Below are 22,620 nucleotides of genomic sequence, written 5' to 3'. Positions count from 1 at the left end.
ATGATAATAATGATGTGAGATAACGATAAATCTATTGCTTTGAATCAAGCATCGTAAGTAATATTTTTACTGTTTCAAAATAAGCATTATGCGGAGGTATTCGATTAAGCATTAATGCTCCTTTCAATGAAGAACAAACAATTACAGCTAGCTCATTAGCCGCAGAAAAAAGCCGAATATCACCATTCTCTTGACCAAAAATTAAAATATTCTTCAATATATTTAATTCAAAATCAGCCAATAAATTAACGGCTTCTTGCAACTCTAACGGGAATTGATGGCTATCAGATAACATCGCATAGACACCACACATTTCTCCTTTCTTTGCACAATCAGAGAAAGCATTTAAATACGTTTTTAATCGTTGTAATCCAGAGGGTATATTATATAAAGATCCTTCAAGTCGGATAAATCCCTCTTTTTTATATTGACAATATGCTAATCCTAAATCTATTTTGCTCGGAAAATAATGATGTATGCTTGCTTTCCTAATACCTATTCTCTTCTCTAGATCAGCATAACTAAACCCTAAAAAACCGCGTTGTTGAATAAGTATATTCGCCTGATGCAATATCTTATCATATGTTGTCATTAATAATCCTTGTTTTATAGGTATAATGCGATTACATAAGAATATTATTCTTCTATCATTATAGAAATAAAGCCATATCATCAAATCAATTCTATTTTAGAGAGATTTCAAAAAGTTAATTACTCCAAATTCTTTCTATAAAAAATAATATAACCTAAGTTTAAAGAAAAAATTTACCTACCAGAAGGTAGGCTGTCAATAAAAAATAAATCACATTCATTAAAAAAACAAAATCAGTTTAAAAAAATGAATACAAAAAGTAAAAAAACAAAAAAAATAAAAAAACAAATCAAATAAAAACAATAAAATAAAAAAAATCCTAAGAAAACAAAAAAGTTAAACAGATACACAGAAGTAACAAACATCTAACAAATAGCGATGTGAATTTTTTTATTTCATAGAAAAATTAAATTTATATTAAAGAAATATTAAATCGTAAAATTTTCCATTTTTTCATTTTTATTTTTTTTATAGAATCGCGGAAAAGTTATTATCAAAATCTATCAATCAAACATATTTCATGGAAAAAAAATGAATAGAAATAATTCATTAGATATTCTTGGTCATATTGTATGGTTATGGGCAAGCTCCCCTTTACATAGAAATTGGCCTGTATCTTTATTCGCAATAAATGTATTACCCGCAATACAAGCTAACCAATATGCTTTATTAACTCGAGATGGTTTCCCTGTCGCATATTGTAGCTGGGCTAATTTAAATTTAGAAAATGAAGTTAAATATCTAAATGATGTGACTTCTTTAATTGCAGAGGACTGGACTTCTGGTGATCGTAAATGGTTCATTGATTGGATAGCCCCTTTTGGGGATAACGGAGCACTATATAAATATATGCGAAAAAACTTTCCTAATGAATTATTTAGGGCAATCAGAGTAGATCCTGAAACTCAGATTGGTAAAGTGTCAGAATTTCACGGAGGTAAAATAGATAAACAATTGGCAAATAAAATATTTAAACAATATCACCATGAATTAATAACTGAAGTTAAAAACTATCCCGACTTTAAATTTTCATTGATAAGTTAAAGGTAAATTATAATGCCAACAATAACAACCACTCAAATTAAAACATCGCTTCAATCAGCTAAACAATCAGCGACGAAAAAATTACAGTCCGCAGGACAATCAACAAAAAACGCGTTAAAAAAAGCAGCAGGTCAAGCACGCAAAGCTGGTGATAAGCTTATTTTATTGATACCTAAAGATTATCAAGGACAAGGTTCAAGTCTGAATGATCTAGTTAAAGCCGCAGATGAACTTGGTATTGAAGTTCAGTATGAAGAAAAAGACAGTACAGAGATAGCCAAACAATTTTTTGGAACAGGCGAAAAATTACTTGGATTAACAGAACGAGGAGTCGCTATATTTGCACCACAATTAGATAAATTGTTGCAGAAATATCCAAACGTGGGTAATAAACTTGGTGGAAGCGCAGAAAATCTAGGAAGTCACTTAGGTAAAGTTGGCGGGATTTTTTCAACCCTTCAAAACTTTTTAGGGACTGCACTTTCGTCAATGCAAATAAATGAGTTAATAAAAAAACAAAGAAATGGTGAAGATGTCAGCTCAACAGAACTAGCAAAAGCAAGTATCGATCTCATTAATCAACTCATAGATACAGCCTCAAGTATCAATAATAATATTGATGCTTTTTCACAACAATTGAATAAGTTAGGTAGCATATTATCTAATACAAAACATTTAAATGGTATTGGTAATAAATTACAAAACTTACCTGATTTAGGAAAAATAGGCACAGGGTTAGATACTATTTCTGGTATTTTATCTGCTGTTTCAGCAGGTTTCATTTTAGGTAATGCTAATGCCGATACGAGTACAAAAGTTGCTGCAGGCTTTGAATTGACAGCAAAAACATTAGGTAATTTAGGTAAAGCTTTTTCTCAATATATTATCGCACAACGCGCAGCTCAAGGGTTATCAACCTCGACCGCAAGTTTTGGTTTAATTGCCTCCGCGGTTTCATTAGCAATTAGCCCATTATCATTCTTAGCTATTTCAGATCAATTTAAGCGAGCCCAAAAAATCGAAGAATATTCTGAACGCTTTAAAAAATTTGGTTATGAAGGTGATAGCTTACTTGCTGCTTTCCGTAAAGAAACTGGTGCTATTGATGCAGCATTAACAACTATTAGCACAGTATTAAATTCTGTGTCTGCGGGTGTCAGTGCAGCGGCAACAGCTAGTCTTGTTGGTGCACCAATCAGTGCATTAGTCGGTGCAGTATCAGGTATTATTACTGGTATTTTAGAAGCGTCAAAACAGTCTATGTTTGAACATGTTGCAAACAAAATGGCTAATACCATTGCAGAATGGGAGAAAAAACATGGTAAAAACTATTTTGAAAATGGATATGATGCCCGCCACTCTGCATTCTTAGAAGATAACGTCAAATTATTATCTAAATACAGTAAAGAACATTCTACTGAATTATCTGTTCTTATCACACAACAACATTGGGATGACCTCATTGGTGAATTAGCGAGTGTCACTAAAAATGGAGCAAGAGTATTTAGTGGTAAAGCTTATGTTGATTATTATAAGGAAGGCAAACTTTTAGAAAAAAAATCTGATGAATTTGAGAAAAAAAGATTTGATCCATTAAAAGGAAATGTAGATATCTCTGATATTGACAAATCAGCATTACTTAAATTTATCAACCCAATATTAACACCCGGTGAAGAAATTCGTCACAGAAAACAATCGGGGAAATATCAGTATATGACTGAATTATTAGTCAACGGTGTTGATCGATGGATTGTAAAAGGAACTAAAGATAAAGGTTCTGTATATGATTACTCTAATTTAATCCAGCATGCAGATATTGCGAATAACCAATATCGCGAAATTCGTATTGAATCAAGATTAGGTAATGGGGATGACAAAGTTTTCTTAGCTGCTGGTTCTGCCGATGTTTTTGCAGGTAAAGGTCACGATATTGTTTATTATGATAAAACAGACACAGGCTATTTAACTATTGATGGCACAAAAGCAACTGAAGCTGGTCAGTATACCGTTACGAGACTGCTAGGTGGTGACGTTAAAATCTTGCAAGAAACAGTGAAAGAACGCCAAGATTCAGTTGGGAAAAGAACTGAAAAAATACAATATCGTCATTATGAATTTAAACATACTTATGCTCAAAATTTAAAAGCTATAGATAATTTGTATTCAGTTGAAGAAATTATTGGTAGTGACCGTAACGATACTTTCCTCGGTAGTAAATTCAATGATATTTTCCATGGCGCCAAAGGTAATGACATAATTGAAGGCAATGATGGTCACGATCGTTTATATGGTGATGATGGCGATGATACTTTAAGAGGTGGGCACGGTAATGACCGATTATATGGCGGTAATGGCAATGACAAATTAATAGGAGGCACCGGTAATAATTACCTAAGTGGCGGAGATGGTGACGATGAGTTACAAGTACAAGGTAATAAGACAAGTTACAATATACTACTAGGGGGTAAAGGTAACGATAAATTATACGGTAGTGAAGGCGTTGATCTACTTGATGGCGGAGAAGGTGATGACATTCTAAAAGGTGGCGATGGCGATGATATCTACCGCTACTTTGCTGAATATGGCCATCATATCATCGAAGATGAAGGTGGAAATAACGATAAACTTGGCTTACTAAACATTGACTTCAAGAATGTTGTATTTAAACAAGAAGGCGATGATCTAGTGATGTATAAAGCAGAAAATAATATCATTTCAACTAATAATAAAAATGGTATTACATTTAAAAATTGGTTCAAAAAAGACCAAAAAGGTGCTTATAACTATAAAATAGAGCAACTCTTTGATAAAGATGGTCGGGTCATTACAGCGGAATCTCTTGAAAATGCGTTAAAAGACCAAAGCAAGAATCGCCTTAATTATGTGTATGGGCATAATGCATTAAGCCGTTATGCAGATAAAAATAACCTAAATCCATTAAATAATGAGATTAACAAAATTATTTTATCTGCTGGTAATTTTGATACCAATAAAGAAAAACCTGCAGCTGCTTCGTTACTAATGTCTTCTAATAATGGAATAAATATTGCTAGTAACGCAATAAATTTAGCTCTTTCTGTAGCATAATATTTTAATTTTTAATAGCAATCTTATAAGACTATGTCAAATAGGATTGCTATTTTTTTGGAGTCACTATGGATTTTAATAATCAAAATGATTATGGGTTATATGCATTAGAAATATTAGCCCAATACCATAACATTGCTATTAATCCTGAAGAAATTAGACATAAATTTGATATTAGTGGAAAAGGATTAGATTTAACTTCATGGCTACTTGCAGCAAAATCACTGGAATTAAAAGCAAAGCCAGTAAAAAAAACAATAGACAGATTAGAATTTATTTATCTTCCAGCATTAATTTGGCGTGAAGATGGAAAGCATTTTATTTTAACTAAAGTAAGTAAAGACTCAAATCGTTATTTAATTTATGATTTAGAACAGAGAAACCCAAGAGTTCTTACTCAGGATGAGTTTTGCGAATTATATCAAGATAAAGTTATTTTAATTACCTCAAGAGCCTCTGTCATAGGTAAATTAGCAAAGTTTGATTTTACTTGGTTTATTCCTGCTGTTATTAAATACAGAAAAATATTTATTGAAACATTAATCGTTTCTGTATTTTTACAATTATTTGCTTTAATTACCCCACTTTTTTTTCAAGTGGTTATGGATAAAGTTTTAGTACACAGAGGCTTCTCAACACTCAATATTATTACTATTGCATTAGCTGTCGTAGTCATATTTGAAATTACATTAAGTGGCTTACGTACTTATATTTTTGCGCATAGTACAAGTCGTATAGATGTTGAACTTGGTGCAAAACTTTTTCGACATTTATTAGCACTACCTATTTCTTATTTTGAAAGTCGTCGTGTAGGTGATACTGTTGCTCGAGTAAGAGAATTAGATCAAATTCGTAATTTTCTAACTGGCCAGGCATTAACCTCCATTTTAGATTTATTATTTTCATTTATATTCTTTGCTGTAATGTGGTATTACAGTCCCAAATTAACATTAGTGATTTTATTTTCACTACCTTGTTATGCTGCCTGGTCTATTTTTATTAGTCCAATTTTACGCCGTCGTTTAGATGATAAATTTGCTCGTAATGCAGATAATCAATCTTTTCTAGTTGAGTCTGTAACAGCAATTAACACAATAAAAGCCATGGCTGTTTCACCTCAAATGACAAATATATGGGATAAACAATTAGCGGGTTATGTTGCAGCTGGATTTAAAGTAACGGTATTAGCAACTATAGGCCAACAAGGGATCCAATTAATACAAAAAGCCGTTATGATTATTAATCTTTGGCTAGGTGCACATTTGGTTATTTCTGGTGATTTAAGTATTGGTCAATTAATTGCTTTTAATATGCTAGCAGGGCAAATTGTTGCACCAGTGATCCGTCTCGCTCAACTTTGGCAAGACTTTCAGCAAGTCGGTATTTCTGTAACTCGCTTAGGTGATGTACTTAATTATCCAACTGAAAGTTATCAAGGAAAATTAGCATTACCAGAAATTAATGGCGATATCTCGTTTCGTAATATTCGATTTCGTTATAAACCTGACGCACCAATTATTTTAAATAATATTAACTTAGATATTAAACAAGGCGAAGTCATCGGTATTGTGGGACGTTCAGGTTCAGGGAAAAGTACATTAACTAAACTAATTCAACGTTTTTATATTCCTGAAAATGGCCAAGTACTTATTGATGGACATGATCTTGCACTAGCCGATCCCAACTGGTTACGTCGTCAAGTTGGTGTTGTATTACAAGATAATGTACTACTTAACCGTAGTATTATTGATAATATTGCGTTGGCAGATCCAGGTATGCCAGTAGAAAAAGTTATTTATGCTGCAAAATTAGCCGGTGCTCATGATTTCATTTCAGAATTACGTGAAGGTTATAACACAATTGTTGGTGAACAAGGTGCGGGATTATCTGGTGGGCAACGCCAGCGAATCGCTATTGCGAGAGCGTTAGTCAACAATCCCAAGATTTTAATTTTTGATGAAGCAACCAGTGCTTTAGATTATGAATCTGAGCATGTCATTATGCGTAATATGCACAAAATTTGCCAAGGTAGAACTGTCATTATTATTGCTCATCGTTTATCTACAGTAAAAAATGCGGATCGCATTATAGTCATGGAAAAAGGACAAATTATCGAACAAGGCAAACACAAGGAACTTCTCTCTGATCCTGAAAGCCTATATCACTATTTACATCAATTACAATCAGATTAATAAAAAGAGAAGAATAATATGAAAACATGGTTAATGGGTGTTTATGAATTTTTTTTACGCTATAAAGTAGTTTGGAGTGAAACTTGGAAGATCCGCCAACAATTAGATGCGCCTATACGTGAAAAAGATGAACATGAATTTTTACCTGCACATTTGGAATTAATTGAAACTCCCGTATCTAAGCGCCCACGTTTAATCGCTTATTTTATTATGGCTTTTTTAGTGATTGCTATTATTTTATCAATTTTAGGTAAAGTTGAAATTGTTGCCACTGCAAATGGAAAATTAGCATTAAGCGGGCGAAGTAAGGAAATAAAACCTATTGAAAACTCAATAGTTCAAGAAATTATGGTAAAAGAAGGAGAGTTAGTTAAAAAAGGTCATGTATTATTAAAACTTACAGCATTAGGCGCCGAAGCTGATACATTAAAATCGCAATCGTCATTACTACAAGCGAAGTTGGAACAGTTTCGTTATCAAATGCTGGCTAAATCAATTGAATCAAATAAATTACCAGAGATAAAATTACCTAATGATCCCGATCTTCAAAATATTTCTGAAGATGAAATGTTACGTTTAACATCTTTAATTGAAGAACAATTTTCAACTTGGCAAAATCAGAAATATCAAAAAGAATTAAATTTAGATAAGAAAAAAGCAGAAAGGTTAACAATACTTGCACGCATAAATCGCTATGAAAAATTATCACAAATTGAAAAGAGTCGTTTAGATGATTTTAAGAATTTATTGCAAAAGCAAGCTATTTCAAAACATGCTGTACTTGAGCAGGAAAATAAATACCTTGAGGCAGCAAATGAACTACGTATTTATAAAACTCAATTAGAGCAGATTGAAAGTGAAATTTTATTAGCAAAAGAAGAATATCAACTAGTCACTCAGTTATTTAAAAATGAAATCTTAGATAAAATAAGACAAACAACAGATAGTGTTAAGTTATTAGCACTAGAATTAGAGAAAAATGAACAACGTCAACAAGCTTCAGTAATAACAGCACCAGTTTCTGGGAAAGTTCAACAATTGAAAGTACATACAGAAGGTGGTGTTGTAACAACCGCTGAGACACTAATGATAATAGTGCCAGAAAATGATACATTAGAAGTCACAGCATTAATACAAAATAAAGATATTGGTTTTATTGATGTTGGGCAAGACGTTATTATTAAAGTAGAAGCTTTTCCTTATACTCGATATGGTTATTTAGTTGGTAAAGTAAAAAATATCAATTTAGATGCTATAGAAAACCAACAATTAGGACTTGTTTTTAATGTTATTATTTCTATTGAAGAAAATAATTTATCAATTGGAAATAAAAATATTCCATTAAGTTCAGGTATGGCTGTTAATGCTGAAATTAAAACAGGTATGCGGAGCGTAATAAGTTATCTTCTCAGTCCTCTAGAAGAATCCGTAAAAGAGAGTTTACGTGAACGATAATTTATATTTACCATTATTTTCGATATAAAAATATAATAAATTGACGCCTTCTAAACTATAGAGGCGTCATTTATCTATCTTCTTTCTTAAATGCATTATCTACTTCCCCTCTTCACTTTTAATAAGTGAAATAAAAAATAAAGCCTAATGCATTATAAATAAAAGCGATCTGTTTTATAACATTTATCATACAATTTAAATTCATTTAAGAAATACTCCAGATATATATCTCCTTTTAATTAATACCTACCTCACAGAATATGAAATTCACCCTAATTATCATTGACGAAATATAACTTCAGCAGTAAATATAATAAGCAATGATCATAAAAACAGTGACCATCTTTGAAGATGGCTTTTTTAATCCTCAAATTGTCTCATTTTTTAGACAAAGTGATATTACAGAAACCACGGGAGAATTACCTTATGACTAAACAAGATACAGCAACTCATTATTCGATTGATGATATGAAAGCATTAATCGAGACAATGCAAATTTATAAAAAAGATAACAGTGGCAAGGGGATCACTCGCATTGCCTATAGCGAAGAAGATGAAGCCGCACATCTGTATCTTGCTAGTTTAATGAAAGAAGCGGGTCTTGAAGTTTATCGTGATGGTATTGGTACACTTTACGCACGATTACCAGGTCAAGATCGCTCATTACCGGCAGTAGGTACAGGATCTCATCTTGATACCGTTCCTCAAGGTGGCGCTTATGATGGAGCTTTAGGTGTTATCGCAGGATTTTATGCCTTAATGCAATACAAACCACAACAACTTAAACGTGACCTTGAACTAGTTGTTTTCCGCGCAGAAGAATCTAGTCGTTTTGGCTTTTCGTGTATTGGCAGTAAAGTATTAACAGGAAAAATAGATAAAGCTCGTTGGGAACAAAATAGAGATGATGACGGTAATAACTTCTTTGAAGTGCTAAAATCTTTAGGTTATCAGCATGATAATTTTGATAATTGCTTAATCACAAAAGATCGTTTTAGTGCCTTTGTTGAGCTTCATATTGAACAAGGTAAACGCCTTGAAAATGACAAAAAAACTATTGGTATTGTCAACGGTATTGCAGCACCAACACGTTTTTCAGTTACTGTTAATGGTCATGCGGATCACTCTGGTGCAACGCCAATGTATCAACGTCAAGATGCTCTAGTAGCAAGCGCTGGGATTATTACCGATATTAACCGTGCAGCATGTACTGAATCCGTTTATGGCACAGTAGGTACAGTGGGTAAACTCAATGTTATCCCGAACTCCATGAACGTCATTCCAGGGCAAGTAAAATTTTCGGTTGATATTCGAGGTATTGATATAGAAAGTATTCAACGTGTTGTACAGCGCCTAAATAATAGTGTTGAAAAAGCAGAAAAAGATTTTGGTGTCGCTATTGACGTTCAACCGATTTCTGCTGAATCGCCAGTAAAATTAGATGATTCAATTTGCCAAGTTATTGAAAGTTTGTGCCAAAAACACGATATCAGCTATATGACAATGCTAAGTGGCGCAGGTCATGACTCAATGAATATAGCGCCACTTTATCCAACAGCAATGATCTTTACACCTTCAGTTGCTGGTATTAGTCATCACCCAGATGAATTTACCGAATTTAGTGATATTGCTGTCGCTGCAGATTTATTAGCAGAAACATTAGGTACATTAGCAAATCAATAATGACTGACTATTTGTTTTAAAAGGTTAATTGCATCACTCCCTTTGGTCGCTTTTAACCATAATTTATCAAAAAGAGATTGATATTGAAATATCGCCTCAGTTGAAGAGGTTACAGTGGCAATGCCCGTACTGACATTAGGGAATTCACCTAAGCGGAACGGGCTAACAGCTAAAGAAAGCGGTACTTTATCTTGATAGAATAATTGGAAAGTTAAAGACGGCATAGTATCTGAAATGATTGCAATATTAAGATAACTATTTTTTTGTTCTAACTTTTCAATTAAATGAAGAATTTCATTTTTTGCTCGTTCTTTTCTTTCTTGTTGAAGTGTTTTAGTTAAATTAACCGAACCTAACATGCCAACATAAAGAAATTTCTCAATTTGTTGTTGACTAATAAGGTTATAAATATGAGGTGAATGTAAGGACTGATGTTTCTTACGCTCTTTTAAAATAGACAAAACTTCTTGTTGTTTCTCAGACAGAAGGTTTAAAGGTGATGCCTCAGTTAGCATTTCAACCAATGTTTTGTCATAACAATCTGAAGTTAATAAGTAAGAGAAAGGTTCGAAGTGGGTGTAAATATGTGAAGATTGAGTTTCAAGTTGGCGCATTCGTTCAAAAAAGCCATTTGCACTTGAATAATATTCAGTATTAATACCCAACAAACTGGTTAACGAGGTATTTAATAATTTAGCAAGATTATCAAGTGTTTCAATTTTAACAATTTCGCCTTTTTCTAACCGATATACAGCAGCACGAGAAATACCCAAGCTTTCAGCCACATCTTCAGCTTTTAATGAAGAGGCTATACGGTAAGCACGCAAGCGATATCCAATGGATTGGTAATCTATTTTTTCTCTAAGTATGTAAGGCATATTTATAATTGGCTCCCAAATGCACAAAGTACCAGGGTAAAGTAACGGCACAATAATAAGGCGTCAGTTCAGATAGTTTAAATTAAACCAAAAATAAAAAGAATCACCTTCCTCACAATGAAGTAAATAAAAGTAGTTTGCAGCAAAAAGTTAGTCTATATCAATAAACCTGCTTTTAGCAGGTAACCTCACCAGGGTTAAAGCAGTAAAAATTAACAATAAAAAAACAAAAAGTGCTGTTAATGGATATAACAGCACTTTTTTATTATTCACTATTATCCATTGACTAACATTTATTAATCCATAAAATCAATGAAACCATATAAATTACTCATTAAATAAGCCTGTGATGTAAATACATAAATAGAGAATTACATAATGATAAATTTTATCACCTTTCATTGAAACACCAATTCACAAGATTAATTAGCTTCAAAATAATTTTAAATATTTCTTTTTTTGAAAGGTATTTAGCAGGTTATTGATAAACTACCCGCCGTTCAAATAATAAAGGAGTATTAATTATGAATAAGTATTTAAAATATACATCACCTCAATTTAATTATATTTACAATATAATGAAAACCAATAAATATACTGGTAAATGGGAAAATTATAATATTGAAAAGGGTTATACTGAAATAACCTATAGCTTTCCTAACTGGTCTGCATTAAGAGGTAACAAATATACAACAATTACAACATTTACAGAAAAAGGAAAAGATTTAGTTAGAGAAAAACTCCAGCAATGGGAAGATGTTGCGAATATTAAATTTATTGAAGTAAGTAGAGAACAAGATACAGATATTAAATTTGGTCTGTATAATAATATTAATGAGCTCGCAAATTATAAAAGCTATTCAACGAACGGATTTGCCTATTCTCCATACAATATGTACTATAAGTATAAAAAAAAGAATAAAATAGAGAAAGCTGAAGATTATAGTAGTAATGGGCAAATTTGGATAAACATGTCTAAAATGGATGATATTGAATATATTCGTAAATCAGAAATAACTCCAGAGCAACAAATAAGAGTAAATCAATTTAAATCTACAGCAAATATTATTTATCATGTGGTTGAAGAAATTGATGACTATTATTTAATCATGAAAAACAGTAATGCTTGGTCTCATATTAATAATACAAAAAATATATTTGAAGATAAACTCGATTTTCAGCGAACAATTAATCATGAAATAGGCCATGCTCTTGGTCTACATCATACATTCAAGCGTAAAGAATCAATTAATTGTGAAGAAAACAGCCACAAATATTCAGTAATGGCATATAGCGTACCTAAATATGAACATGCCGATTTTAAAGGTATGGATCCTTTAACACCACAGTTAATGGATATTTGCGCTATTCAAGAAACATATGGACAGAATAAAGCTACACGCATTGGTAATACCATTTATGGTTTTAATTCTAATACAAAAAAAGACTATTATTCATTAAAAACATCTGAAGATAAAATTGTTGCATGTATTTGGGATACTGGTGGAATAGATACATTAGATTTTTCAAAATATACCGTTGACCAAAAAATAGATCTGAATGAAGGGAGCTTTTCTGATGTAGGAGGACTACGTGCAAATATTTCTATTGCCTATGATGCTGTTATTGAAAACGCAATAGGCGGTAGTCAAACAGATATTATATCTGGAAATGATGCTAATAACCGCCTCTTTGGTAAACTCGGTGAGGACACTTTATATGGTAAAGGAGGCAATGATATTTTATATGGTGGACAAGGAAATGATCATCTTTATGGAGAAAAAGGTAATGATTACTTATATGGAGAGCAAGATAATGATGTTCTAGTGGATTCTGATGGCAACGATCACCTATATGGTGGACAAGGAGATGATTATCTTTGGGATTCTGAGGGAGATAATATTCTTGATGGCGGGTTGGGTGATGACGTTTTATTTGGTGGTGACGGTGATGACGAACTTAATGGCGGTGAAGGCAATGATCATTTAGATCCTGGAATGGGTAATAACACATTAAAAGGTGGTACAGGTTATGATACTTTTAGTTTTAATACTCAAGATAATGATTCCTCAAATATAATTACTGATTTTGAATCAGGTATTGATAAATTATTTTTTTATAAAAAAACAGATGATCGTAGTTTTATAGAAAAAATTAATATTGTTAACTCTAATCATCTAAATAACAATGAAGGTAAACTTTATTATGACAATAATAATAACATTACAAATTTAAAAATAAATACAACAGAAACATTAACACCTAAATATTTAAATATTTACCTCATAGGAAAATACGAATATGAAGATTTATTCTGTTAATTAACCATTTCTATTATTTACTATATTACTTGATGAGTAATTATCAATTAATATAGTAAATTACTTCAGTTATAAATAAATACTTTATAAAATATAGGATATTCTATAAAGGTATAAAATTTTCTTATCCAAAATAATAATAACAATAAAAAAAATCGCTGTAGAAAATATAACTTTGGATTTATTTACATCATTAAATTATTCTGACTTAAAACACACCTCACTTCACAATTATTTAAAAACATATTTTCCCCCTCTAGATTAATATCAATAAGTGGCTATCTTTATTATCGCTGGCATTCACCAGATAATAAAACTATTTTCAATATGAAAATAAACTTAACCTAAACTTGATATCCGGAGGATATTATGGGTTCTTCTTTATTAAAAAAAGCAGTAGGATTATCTAATGTTTCCGATTTATTAGATAAAAGTGGAATTTTTTATAATTTCTCAGCTAAGACTCTTCCTTCTTTTGATTATGATACCGCAGGAAAACATATTGCACGCGAAAATTCCACATGGAATGGGAAATATATTATTGGGCAAGCAGCAGAAGTGACATATTCATTTCCAACTTGGGCTGGTAAAAAATTTAATGATTTTGGTGATAAAAATCCCTATGGGTTTAATTCAACACAAAAAGATCATGCAAGACAATCTTTAGATGCATGGTCTGATATTGCAAATATCAAATTTACAGAAGTAGCACCAGGCACAAAATCAGATATTACTTTTGGAAATATTACTGATCCTTATGGTCAATTCCAAGCTTATGCAACTTTGCCAAATACCTATAGTTATGGCCGTGATCTTTCAGGCCAAGCTTGGTTTAGTGACTATTATTATGCAGGTAACACAACACCTGAATTAGGTAATTATGGTCGTTTAACTATTATCCATGAAATTGGTCATACACTTGGTTTAATGCATCCTGGTGATTATAACGCAGGCCAAAATGTACCTGGTTATTTAAAATCTGATTACGCTGAAGATAGTCGCCAATATACAGTGATGAGCTATTGGGATGAATATGAAACGGGCGCACATTTCCAAGGTGCTTATGCGGGTGCTCCTCTACTTCATGATATTTCAGCAATGCAATACCTTTATGGCGCAAATACAACGACCAGAACAGGTGATGATGTTTACGGTTTCAACTCAAATACAGGTATTGATTATTACACTGCAACAAGCAGTAATGATAAATTAATATTCTCAGTTTGGGATAGCAGTGGTAACGATACTTTCGACTTCTCAGGATTTTATCAAGATCAAATTATTGATTTACGTGAGGGTCATTTCTCTGATGTTGGCGGCCTACAGAAAAACGTTTCGATTGCACAAGGTGTTACAATAGAAAATGCAATCGGTGGCTCTGGTAATGATATTATCTATGGAAATGATGCTGATAATATTCTCATCGGTGGCGGTGGTAACGACATACTGTATGGTGGCGGTGGTCAAGATACATTATGGGGCGATACAGGTAGCAATACCTTTGTTTATAAAGAGATCTCCGACTCTCTAGTCTCTGCTGCTGACAAGATAATGGACTTCAAATCGGGTATTGATAAGATTGATTTATCAGAATTAATCGAAAATACCTTTAGCCATAAATTCCTTAATTTTGTTGACAACTTTACAGGTCGCTCGGGTGAAGCAACCGTTAAATATGATCAATCAACAAACTCAAGCGAACTCGCTATTAACGCTTATGGTTATGGATATAGCCCTGATTTCAAAATTGACATTGTAGGATTTGTTAATTACGAAACTGACTTTATTGTTTAATTTATCATCGAGTAGGAGAAAGATATTTCTCCTACCTTTCTTTTACCTATAAGGAGTTATTTTTATATTATCTTATTAAAAAAAAGATAGAGTTATCACTCCGTATTGATAGAAGAAATGCAGTAAATAACAATAAAACAGATAGGAATAAAATCAGGAATAACATTATGTCAGTAAGCGAAAACTATAATGAAATAACCAATATTATAAAAGAGAGAAAGAAAGTATTTTTTTCCATTGGAATATTTACAGCCTTAATAAATATTTTAATGTTAGTTCCTTCCATTTATATGTTACAAGTTTACGATCGAGTATTACCTTCAGGTAATGAAATGACTTTATTAATGCTGACACTTATTATGTTAGCATTATTTATTTTTATGGGAGGATTAGAATACTTAAGAAGTATTATTGTCATTAGAATGAGTAATAAACTTGATTTATCCTTAAGCTCAAGAATTTATACTGCTGCATATCAAGCAAAATTAAACAAAACCCCCGGAATTAATTCTTCTTTAGCATTTAATGACTTAGTGACTATTAGGCAATTTATTACAAGTCACGCCATTTTTACTTTTTTTGATTTACCATGGTTCCCTATTTATCTTCTTGTTATTGCATTATTTAATCCATGGTTAGGATTATTTGCATTATGTGGTGCAGTCATTTTATTTTCTTTGGCAATTCTAAATGAATATTTATCTCGATCATCATTAAAAAAAGCCAATGAGTTTGCTAATCAAGCACAAGTAATACAAGGTCATCATTTTGAACATCCACAGCCTATTGAAGCAATGGGAATGTTGGGTTATTTACGTAATCAATGGCAAATTACTCACTTTAAATATCTACAGGCACAAACTCATGCAAGTGATAGTGCAGCTGGTGTTAATGCAATAACAAAAGTGACTCGAATGGCACTGCAATCTTTAATGCTAGGATTTGGTGGATGGCTAGCAATAGATAATACAATTAGCCCAGGAATGATGATCGCTGGATCAATACTACTAGGTCGTGCTTTAGCGCCAATCGAACAAGTTATTGGTGTATGGAAAAACTGGGATAGTAGTAAAGAAGCATACAAAAGGCTAACCACACTATTAAAAACGTATCCGGAAGAAAATAAAAAAATGGCGCTACCTGCTCCTAAAGGCGAATTAACAGTAAATATTAAACAAGCTCAATACCCTCAAACAGAACGCACGCTATTAAATAATATTCATTTTTCACTAAGTCCCAGTGATGTACTTGGCATTATTGGCCCTAGTGCTTCAGGAAAATCCTCTTTAGCTAAATTTATTGTTGGAATATGGGAAGTTAAAACTGGAGACATACGTCTTGATAATGCAGATATATATCAATGGAATAAAAGTGAAGTTGGACAATATATTGGATACCTTCCTCAAGAAATCGCCCTTTTTCCCGGTACAATTGCCGAAAATATTGCCCGATTTTCTGAAATAGATCCTCAGAAAGTCACTCAAGCTGCAATGATGGCAAATGTTCATGAAATGATTTTACGTTTTCCTGATGGCTATGAAACCGTTATTGGCGCTCATGGCGAAGGATTGTCAGGAGGACAACAACAACGTATTGCATTAGCTCGAGCATTGTATGGTGATCCTGCTCTAGTCGTTTTAGATGAACCCAATTCTAATTTAGATGATTTAGGCATTAAAGCTTTAATACAAGCAATTCAAATACTTAAAAAAAATAAAAAAACCGTTATATTAATTACTCATCAAAAACAATTGCTCTCAGTAACCAATAAACTCTTAGTTCTGTTCGATGGTCACACCAAATTATTTGGCTCTACAACAGCAGTTATTGCAGAGTTAAATAAATCATCAGTAATCAAAAGTACGCCGACAACCACACCTATTACACAAAGCAATATTTAATATTGAGAAGATTATTATGATCACAAAAAAAAATGAAATCGATATTGTTCATGGTATTTCAGATGATCCTAGAAAATTCTTAATAATAGGATGGTCAGTTATTCTTTTAGGTCTTGCTATTTTTATTTTTTGGGCTGCCTTTGCACCTTTAGATAAAGGCGTATCTACGAAAGGTAATGTTTCAATTTCAGGTAATAAAAAGAGTGTTCAAGCTTCAGTAGAAGGTATTATTACTGACATTTTAGTGAAGAATGGCGATAGCGTAATTGAAGGGCAAACTCTTATTCAATTAAGCCCTATTCAATCAAAAGCCTTAGTAAAATCCTTATCAGAACAATATGATAATTTACTGGTTACTCAACAACGCTTATATGCTCAATTAAATGAAAAAACAGAATTTATCTTAGATCCTAATGAAAAATATTATTCTCATTCAGAGAATTTAAATAAATTATCCCAGCTACAAAATAAATTACTTAATGAAAAGTATATTGAATTGCATAGTGAAATAAATGGCTATAATGCAATTATTGATGGTATTTCTAATCGTTTAATTCATTTAAAAAAATCTACGATAAATAAACAGCATCAAATCAATAGTTTAAAAACTCAAATCAAAGATTTATACATACTTGCTAATGAAGGCTATATTCCTCGTCATCGTTATCAAGAAATTGAGCGAGAACTCGCTGAAAATAATAACCATCTTAATGATACATATGGGCAAATAAGTACATTAGAAAAACAAAAATTGGAATATCAGCAAAAAATATCGCAGCGTAATGCTAATTTTTACCAATCAGCTCGTACTGAACTTAACCAAGTTCAGTTACAAATAAGTGAAACAGAAAAACAACTTATCATTGAAATAGATAAACTAAAAAAGATGCAAATTACTGCGCCTATTTCGGGAATAGTAATGGATTTATCTGTTTTTACTCAAGGTGGTGTTGTAAGAACAGGTCAAACATTAATGGATATCGTTCCTCAAGATCATCAATTAATTATTGAGGCACGCTTAGCCCCTCACCTTATTGATAAAGTTACTCTTGGTCTTCCTGTTGATTTAATGTTTAGTGCATTCAATCAAAATACAACACCTAAAATTCCTGGAGAGGTAACATTAATTTCAGCAGATAGACTGATTGATGAAAGAACAACAGAACCTTATTACCAAGTATTTATTAATGTTAAAGATAATGACCTCCTTACAGACGATAAAAATAAATTAAAGGCAGGAATGCCAGTTGATGTATTCATTAACACAGGCGATCGCTCATTACTAAATTATCTCTTCAAGCCTGTTTTAGATAGGATCCACACTTCATTGACGGAAGAATAATAATGCGAATAAAAAAACTCTCTGCCATTTTATTTATATGGATGCTAAGTTTTCACGCTTTTGCGATCACTCTGTCTGATCTTTATTTCTTAGCAATAAAAAATGATCCTACATTTAATGCTGCGATTAAAGAGCAGATTGCAGGTAAAGAGTATGAAAATATTGGATTATCTCAATTACTCCCAAGCGTACATGTCAATTATCAAAATAACCCACGAAATTGGCAACGAAAAGTTTATCCTATTAATACAAGTAAAGGAGAAATGGAAAGAATAGAATATCAAAATTACCAAAGCCATTCTGTCAGTGCCATTATTAGCCAACCACTCTTTGATTACACGGCATTTAGTGATTACAAATCATCAATAATCAAAACATTATTATCAGACAGTCGTTATCAAGTTAAATTTTCCGAACTAGTGATCAGATTAGTGGATAATTATATAGAATTGGCTTATGCGCAGGATAAATTATTATTAAATCTATCACAGCAAGAAATTTATAAACAACAGCTAATATCAAGCCAGCGTTTATTCGAATTAGGAGAAGGAACAAAAACAGATATTTCAGAGATCCAAACACGATTATATTTAACTCAATCGCAATATACAGATATCCAGCTTGAATTAGATAACGCTAAAAATAAACTAAGTTCAATGATTGGTACACCACTACCTGATGCTGAACATATAGCAAGATTAAATAATAATAGTTTTATATTACAACCAATCACACCCAATAATTATGAATCATGGGAAAATGAGGCTATGCAAAACAACCTCAATATTCAAACCGCTCGTTATGAAATGGCAATAGCAAAACAAGAAATAGAAAAAAATAGAGGTGAATTTTTCCCAACAGTGCAACTCTATGCTTCTTATTCTAATAGTGATTCTGATAGCAATAATACCGTAAATCAAAAATATCAATCAGCAAACGTTGGATTTTATGTCAGCTTGCCTTTACTTAATGGCGGAAAAACAACAGCCTCAATGCGCCAATCTACTGCCTTGTATCAGATGAGTGCTTTTGAAAGAGATGCAATCATCCAGAAAATCACGCAAGAATTACGTCATCAATACCAAATATGTACAACCAGTAATATTAAATTGAATGCCTATGAGCAATCCGTTTCCTCTGCTAAATTGCAATTAGATGCAACTCAAAAAAGTTATATTGGCGGACAAAGAACAATGGTTGATGTTCTTAATGCTGAAGAATTATTATATCGTTCTCAACAAGATTTAATTAAAGCTAAATATGATTACATTCAGGCTTGGGCATTATTGCATCAATATACTAATACATTAGATATTGAAAAAATAAAATTAATTGAAGACTATTTTCAATAGGATTGTTAATTTCTTTGATAACAGATATGAATATAACTATAAAAGTCCTAGATCGTGGATAGATATAGGACTTTTAGTTATAAGCAATCGTTAATTACTTATTTTAGCTAGCGGGTATCATCACTTCTTTTTATTACCGTACAACATTAGTACACGGTGAGTAAGAGCAATTGATGCCAGACCGATAAAACACTCAGCTAGGAAAATCAGCATAAATTACCCCCATTCATAAGTACATTTTGTTTGGGCGGGGGTTCTGATAAAGTAAAGTGACTTGTCATATAATGCTTAGCTAACTCCGATTTAATGGACACATTTTAAACCTATCATTAAAACCCAAAAGAGCAAAATATATTTTTCAACAAAATCCATTTTTGGACTTTGATCACATAAAAACAACACAAAAAATCAAATCAATGTCATTTTTAAAGTTAAATTTATTTACTCTTTTATAACCGCATTTAAAGAAAGAAATAATTTTAAAATCAGTTAATTAAAGAAAACAAATGTTAAATCACCCTGCTTTTCTACGATAGGTTTTACCTTTAACTGGCTTATAATAGATAATATATCTTTCCGCTCTGGACGAACCAAAACAATTGCAATCCCTTGGTAGTTATTCGCTTCAATTAAGTTAACTAGCTGCTTAATATCATAATATTTATTTTGCACATCAGGATATGCTAGACCATAAGCCAACTCTCCTTTCGTCTCTGTTAAACGAATATCAGTGCGTTTTAACCCCCATGCTAAAGACGTTCCAATCCCAACTTCATCAGTTAAAATATAAGGCTTATTTGCTAACTCATTATAATAATGATTAATTTCCTTTTCAGGGGTGCTTTTGCTTTCTATTTTATGAGGAATAACATATCCAATTACTAGACTTAATCCTATTGAGCAAAATAAAGTCAGTAACCGAGTAGGTTTAAAGAATGAAGCAATTCCCATCACACTCCAACATAAAAAACCAACAATACCCAGCAATGCTTTATATTGTTCATCTGTTTCATATAACGTAAATCGTGTAGAGAAAAGTGAATAAATAATAATAGAAATGCCGACAAGCCCAAAAACAGTATTTATAATCGCATTAATATTATGAATTTTTTCATTTTGTTTATTTCTTAGCTCTTCTATGTAATGTGCAATCAAAATAGAAAGTGGCACAAAACAAGGTAACATATAGGTTAATAACTTACCGCTAGAGGCAGAAAAAAAAGAAAAAAATAGAAAGAACCAAAATGAAAAATAAAGCGTCCCTTTTTTCAATAAAATAGCTGATTTAATAGCCCCAAATAAGAATCCTAACCAAGGCAAAATACCTAAAATAATAATAGGTAAATAAAACCACATAGGTTGTGATCTTGCAGACCCCTTTTCAACAAAGCGTTGAACATGCTCAATCCAAAAGAAATAGTGCCAATAATCAGAAGCTTGAAGTGCAACCGAAATAACCCATGGACCAGCAATAATAAGCATAGAAATAAGCGCGATTAGTGCATAACAAAGGACTTCTTTAAAACGAGATAAGCTAATTGCAGTTACAACAAAAACTAATGCAGGTAATACAACAGCAATAAAACCTTTAGTTAAAAAACCTAATCCACAGAAGACACCAACTAAAATATAAGCACTGATTTTTGATTTTCTATTCTGTGCAGATAATCCTCTTAAAAAATAATACATCGCAATAGTGACAAACATTGTCACTATAGGATCAAGAATATTGTAGGTACCAATAGCTAATACCAGAAACGAGGATAAAAAGACCACTAGTGCATTAAACGCCAAATTACGATTATGCCAAACTAGCATAGCGGCACGATAAACAAATAAGCCAGTTAATAAAGTTGAAGTGACAACGACAATACGAACAGAAAAATTCCCCTCACCAAATAACCATTGTGCAATACTGTTAAGCCAATACCCCAACACTGGCTTTTCAAAATAGCGAATATCCAGCATATAAGGTACAGACCAATTACCTGATACAAGCATTTCTCGACTAATTTCAGCATAGCGGATCTCATCTGGTTGCCAGAGCAGTCGAGTTTCGAGAGGAATGAAATAAGTTAAAAATATAAAAATAAAAAGTAGAAACCATTTATATCTTTCTACAAAATCAACACGCATATATTCCTCGTTAAAATAAAACAAGATCACTTTATACAAACCATTCACTTAGAATAGCTATCCTATAAAAGATTCAATTATTATTTATTAAATTATAATTAATTATTATATTGCTTTATTTTTAACCAAAAAAGAGTATCAAAAACCAAGATCTTCAATATTAATCAATATGATAAACTGTAATTCAGTTGGAAAGTTAAATATTGCGTTATTAATCTTTTATGAGTAGCAGCGAGTTTTTATCAAAAGATTAATCTAATTAGTATTGAAATAAAGATAGAAGGTAGAAGGTGAAAAATTAAACATAAACAACAGATAAACAAAAAACCAGAAGGAACTTATTCTGGTTTTTGATTATTTTATTAAATTATATGATATATAAGGATCTTATTTACTAAACTCTTTAAAAGCGCCCATGGTGTTGGATGCATACATAACTGAAGGCCCTCCGCCCATATAAATAGCAACACCTAATGCTTCTGCAAGTTCTTGTTCTGTTGTACCGAGTTCGACTAAAGTTTTAGTATGGAATCCAATGCAACCATCACAACGATTGGCAACAGCAATGGCGATAGCGATCAATTCTTTTGTTTTTGCATCTAAAGCGCCTTCTTTACCACCCGCTTTTGTCGTGCTCATAAAAGCTTTCATTACTTCTGGAATATTTTGAGACAATGCCCCCATATTACTAGCAATGTCTGTTACTATTTCTTTGTACTTACTCATTAGATATCCCTTTATTAATATATACTTTTATATAATATAAAAATATAATATCAAATTATATAATTTGATCAAGATAAATTAAGCATAGTGATCTTTTCTGCTTAAAATAAGCTCAGA

14 protein-coding genes are annotated in these 22,620 nt (G+C 32.0%); 10 read left to right on the top strand and 4 right to left on the bottom strand.

Annotated elements, in window-relative coordinates:
• Positions 1–31: 31 nt before the first annotated feature.
• Positions 32–592, bottom strand: coding sequence for a TetR/AcrR family transcriptional regulator (locus GWI59_RS16910; protein ID WP_202608859.1), 561 nt, complete (start codon positions 590–592; stop codon positions 32–34).
• A 531-nt stretch (positions 593–1,123) separates the two neighbouring features.
• On the opposite strand from GWI59_RS16910, the gene GWI59_RS16905 reads away from it, so the two are divergent.
• The 5 genes from GWI59_RS16905 (at position 1,124) to GWI59_RS16885 (ending at position 10,053) form a co-directional block, all read left to right on the top strand.
• Complete coding sequence (locus GWI59_RS16905) at positions 1,124–1,636, top strand: toxin-activating lysine-acyltransferase (RefSeq protein WP_006534857.1); 513 nt, start codon at positions 1,124–1,126, stop codon at positions 1,634–1,636.
• A 12-nt stretch (positions 1,637–1,648) separates the two neighbouring features.
• Positions 1,649–4,723 (top strand): RTX family hemolysin, encoded by a 3,075-nt coding sequence (locus GWI59_RS16900; RefSeq protein WP_161671444.1) that lies wholly within the window; start codon positions 1,649–1,651, stop codon positions 4,721–4,723.
• A 68-nt stretch (positions 4,724–4,791) separates the two neighbouring features.
• Entirely contained in the window at positions 4,792–6,915 is a 2,124-nt protein-coding gene (locus tag GWI59_RS16895) for a type I secretion system permease/ATPase (RefSeq protein ID WP_161671445.1), read from the top strand.
• A gap of 18 nt (positions 6,916–6,933) precedes the next feature.
• Positions 6,934–8,370 (top strand): HlyD family type I secretion periplasmic adaptor subunit, encoded by a 1,437-nt coding sequence (locus GWI59_RS16890; protein ID WP_161671446.1) that lies wholly within the window; start codon positions 6,934–6,936, stop codon positions 8,368–8,370.
• Positions 8,371–8,796: 426 nt separating this feature from the next.
• Positions 8,797–10,053, top strand: a complete 1,257-nt coding sequence (locus tag GWI59_RS16885; RefSeq protein ID WP_072063553.1) for a Zn-dependent hydrolase — start codon at positions 8,797–8,799, stop codon at positions 10,051–10,053.
• Here GWI59_RS16885 and GWI59_RS16880 read toward each other — a convergent pair.
• Positions 10,047–10,931 (bottom strand): helix-turn-helix domain-containing protein, encoded by an 885-nt coding sequence (locus GWI59_RS16880; RefSeq protein WP_161725147.1) that lies wholly within the window; start codon positions 10,929–10,931, stop codon positions 10,047–10,049. The genes GWI59_RS16885 and GWI59_RS16880 overlap by 7 nt on opposite strands.
• A 524-nt stretch (positions 10,932–11,455) precedes the next feature.
• Here GWI59_RS16880 and GWI59_RS16875 point away from each other — a divergent pair.
• From GWI59_RS16875 to GWI59_RS16855, 5 genes are all read left to right on the top strand, one after another.
• Positions 11,456–13,252 carry a M10 family metallopeptidase C-terminal domain-containing protein gene (locus GWI59_RS16875; protein ID WP_161725144.1) on the top strand — a complete coding sequence of 599 codons (1,797 nt, stop codon included), beginning with the start codon at positions 11,456–11,458 and terminating at the stop codon, positions 13,250–13,252.
• Between the two features lie 369 nt (positions 13,253–13,621).
• Positions 13,622–15,046, top strand: a complete 1,425-nt coding sequence (locus GWI59_RS16870) for a serralysin family metalloprotease (RefSeq protein WP_161725142.1) — start codon at positions 13,622–13,624, stop codon at positions 15,044–15,046.
• 167 nt (positions 15,047–15,213) lie between these two features.
• Positions 15,214–16,947 (top strand): type I secretion system permease/ATPase, encoded by a 1,734-nt coding sequence (locus GWI59_RS16865; protein WP_161725140.1) that lies wholly within the window; start codon positions 15,214–15,216, stop codon positions 16,945–16,947.
• A 16-nt stretch (positions 16,948–16,963) separates the two neighbouring features.
• Positions 16,964–18,289, top strand: coding sequence for an HlyD family type I secretion periplasmic adaptor subunit (locus GWI59_RS16860; protein ID WP_161725137.1), 1,326 nt, complete (start codon positions 16,964–16,966; stop codon positions 18,287–18,289).
• A 2-nt stretch (positions 18,290–18,291) separates the two neighbouring features.
• Positions 18,292–19,641 carry a TolC family outer membrane protein gene (locus GWI59_RS16855; protein ID WP_202608858.1) on the top strand — a complete coding sequence of 450 codons (1,350 nt, stop codon included), beginning with the start codon at positions 18,292–18,294 and terminating at the stop codon, positions 19,639–19,641.
• Between the two features lie 489 nt (positions 19,642–20,130).
• Here the strand turns inward: GWI59_RS16855 and arnT are convergent, their stop codons facing one another.
• Positions 20,131–21,777, bottom strand: coding sequence for a lipid IV(A) 4-amino-4-deoxy-L-arabinosyltransferase (arnT, locus tag GWI59_RS16850; RefSeq protein ID WP_161725135.1), 1,647 nt, complete (start codon positions 21,775–21,777; stop codon positions 20,131–20,133).
• A 387-nt stretch (positions 21,778–22,164) separates the two neighbouring features.
• Positions 22,165–22,503, bottom strand: coding sequence for a carboxymuconolactone decarboxylase family protein (locus tag GWI59_RS16845; protein ID WP_006534886.1), 339 nt, complete (start codon positions 22,501–22,503; stop codon positions 22,165–22,167).
• Between the last annotated feature and the right edge of the window lie 117 nt (positions 22,504–22,620).

Origin of the sequence: Proteus sp. G2673 (genome assembly GCF_009915125.1) — a bacterium.
GTDB classification, from domain to species: domain Bacteria; phylum Pseudomonadota; class Gammaproteobacteria; order Enterobacterales; family Enterobacteriaceae; genus Proteus; species Proteus penneri.
Note: the sequence above shows the minus strand (reverse complement) of the source record. Positions and strands in the feature narration are given on the sequence as shown.

Coding starts and splice junctions, on each gene's coding strand:
- GWI59_RS16910 (WP_202608859.1), bottom strand. CDS start 592: ATGACAACATATGATAAGATATTGCATCAGGCGAATATACTTATTCAA.
- GWI59_RS16905 (WP_006534857.1), top strand. CDS start 1,124: ATGAATAGAAATAATTCATTAGATATTCTTGGTCATATTGTATGGTTA.
- GWI59_RS16900 (WP_161671444.1), top strand. CDS start 1,649: ATGCCAACAATAACAACCACTCAAATTAAAACATCGCTTCAATCAGCT.
- GWI59_RS16895 (WP_161671445.1), top strand. CDS start 4,792: ATGGATTTTAATAATCAAAATGATTATGGGTTATATGCATTAGAAATA.
- GWI59_RS16890 (WP_161671446.1), top strand. CDS start 6,934: ATGAAAACATGGTTAATGGGTGTTTATGAATTTTTTTTACGCTATAAA.
- GWI59_RS16885 (WP_072063553.1), top strand. CDS start 8,797: ATGACTAAACAAGATACAGCAACTCATTATTCGATTGATGATATGAAA.
- GWI59_RS16880 (WP_161725147.1), bottom strand. CDS start 10,931: ATGCCTTACATACTTAGAGAAAAAATAGATTACCAATCCATTGGATAT.
- GWI59_RS16875 (WP_161725144.1), top strand. CDS start 11,456: ATGAATAAGTATTTAAAATATACATCACCTCAATTTAATTATATTTAC.
- GWI59_RS16870 (WP_161725142.1), top strand. CDS start 13,622: ATGGGTTCTTCTTTATTAAAAAAAGCAGTAGGATTATCTAATGTTTCC.
- GWI59_RS16865 (WP_161725140.1), top strand. CDS start 15,214: ATGTCAGTAAGCGAAAACTATAATGAAATAACCAATATTATAAAAGAG.
- GWI59_RS16860 (WP_161725137.1), top strand. CDS start 16,964: ATGATCACAAAAAAAAATGAAATCGATATTGTTCATGGTATTTCAGAT.
- GWI59_RS16855 (WP_202608858.1), top strand. CDS start 18,292: ATGCGAATAAAAAAACTCTCTGCCATTTTATTTATATGGATGCTAAGT.
- arnT (WP_161725135.1), bottom strand. CDS start 21,777: ATGCGTGTTGATTTTGTAGAAAGATATAAATGGTTTCTACTTTTTATT.
- GWI59_RS16845 (WP_006534886.1), bottom strand. CDS start 22,503: ATGAGTAAGTACAAAGAAATAGTAACAGACATTGCTAGTAATATGGGG.